Below are 1,251 nucleotides of genomic sequence, written 5' to 3'. Positions count from 1 at the left end.
CCTTGGATTGCCAGTACTAAACAAGACAGGCATATTTGTAGTCGTGCTCAGAGAAGAATGGCTAAATACCAAAATCCCCATTCTGGAATCAAAAACGTCTAAAAGCTATTTCCACACTCCTTCGAATAGAGCGCGGCTTATGCAAGTTGTGCTTGAAATGAAATTTGGTGAGATGGCTTAGGTCAAACTAAATAAGACAGGCATATTAGTTTCAAAAGTACTTAACAAGGCAGGCATCTTTGTGAAAGTGAATGACTAAACAAGACAGGCATATTTCTTTTCTAGACAGGCATGTTTCTGTATACCCACCTATCTGAGTTGTTATTGAAAGCTATATTCCAGTAATAGCAAAGTCTATTGCACCTATTAGCAATTCCCGGGATTGGTCTAAGCAACCGATGTAGTCCTTGAGCACATCTTCGGGTATGGAACTCAGTTGTTGAGCCAGGAATAGGAACGTCTCGCCTTCGAGTTCTATCTCCGGTGTTAGGTTTTTCATATAAAGACTATTTCTAGTCTTATTCTTTGTCAGCGGTACAACTAACCTTGTTGCTAACTGGTCAATTACAGAGTTCTGAACATCTACAAGAAAAGGGTAAGCTTTATTTGTTTTTAAGCTAGGGTTTCTGTAAACATCAAACTGTGCCATTAGAAGTTCCTGTACTCATCACCTACACAGCCGTTTTCAGCAACAAACTCGTTATACGCAGCTATGGCAGCTTTGTTTTCTTTTTTCCACCGTTCTTCTTCAACACTTTTCAACTTGTCTTTAAGTGCCTGTTCTAACGTTGCAGATAGGTTAACTTTTAAGTCACGAGCTTTTTGCAATAAGTCGCTATTTAAGCTTAAGTTAGTCGCTTTTTTTGGGGCATGGACGTCATATAAATCTTGCATGTTATCACTCCAAATGGTCTTACATATTTAGTATACGCATGCGGATGCGCATTGTAAAAATGCCTTCTACTTAGCGAGACAGAAATCTTTGTGCAGAAATATACATTTTGTGTCCGTCTTGCTATCTACTAAGCGGTAGAGCTAACCAAGTAAGCGCATTGCACTTTGTCGACCTTGCACACGTTGCTGGTGTTGATTGTGTGCATATTGCTCTAGGTAAGTCACTTTGCCGGCGGCGTGCTTAAAGCAGGTTTCAAACTGCGTAGTTAAAGTTATCCAATGTTCGTGCTCAATACTGAGACGCTCTAAAATAGGGGGCAGGTTATGCTGAACTTTGCCACGCTTGTCTGGGTGAAG

The 1,251-nt window shown here is 40.5% G+C and carries 3 protein-coding genes and 1 pseudogene; 1 reads left to right on the top strand and 3 read right to left on the bottom strand.

The window, feature by feature from the left end; translation table 11 throughout:
• Positions 1 to 181 (top strand): hypothetical protein (locus tag GVO62_RS19540; RefSeq protein WP_236547226.1); only part of this gene is annotated, 181 nt, incomplete at its 5' end.
• A 150-nt stretch (positions 182 to 331) separates the two neighbouring features.
• Here GVO62_RS19540 and GVO62_RS17660 read toward each other — a convergent pair.
• The 3 genes and pseudogenes from GVO62_RS17660 to GVO62_RS17650 form a co-directional block, all read right to left on the bottom strand.
• Positions 332 to 649: a CcdB family protein gene (locus tag GVO62_RS17660; RefSeq protein ID WP_159120374.1), complete on the bottom strand. Its 318-nt coding sequence runs from the start codon at positions 647 to 649 to the stop codon at positions 332 to 334.
• Positions 649 to 894, bottom strand: a complete 246-nt coding sequence (locus tag GVO62_RS17655) for a type II toxin-antitoxin system CcdA family antitoxin (RefSeq protein ID WP_159120373.1) — start codon at positions 892 to 894, stop codon at positions 649 to 651. The genes GVO62_RS17660 and GVO62_RS17655 overlap by 1 nt, the downstream gene beginning before the upstream one ends.
• Before the next feature lie 141 nt (positions 895 to 1,035).
• Positions 1,036 to 1,251 (bottom strand): annotated as a pseudogene (locus GVO62_RS17650) (transposase); the annotation flags it as partial.

The sequence above is a fragment of the Alteromonas sp. KUL150 genome, assembly GCF_009811475.1.
Taxonomy (GTDB): Bacteria; Pseudomonadota; Gammaproteobacteria; order Enterobacterales; family Alteromonadaceae; genus Alteromonas; species Alteromonas gracilis.
The sequence above is the reverse complement of the archived record's forward strand: the minus strand, read 5'-3'. Positions and strand labels throughout refer to the sequence as shown.

Coding starts and splice junctions, on each gene's coding strand:
- GVO62_RS17655 (WP_159120373.1), bottom strand. CDS start 894: ATGCAAGATTTATATGACGTCCATGCCCCAAAAAAAGCGACTAACTTA.
- GVO62_RS17660 (WP_159120374.1), bottom strand. CDS start 649: ATGGCACAGTTTGATGTTTACAGAAACCCTAGCTTAAAAACAAATAAA.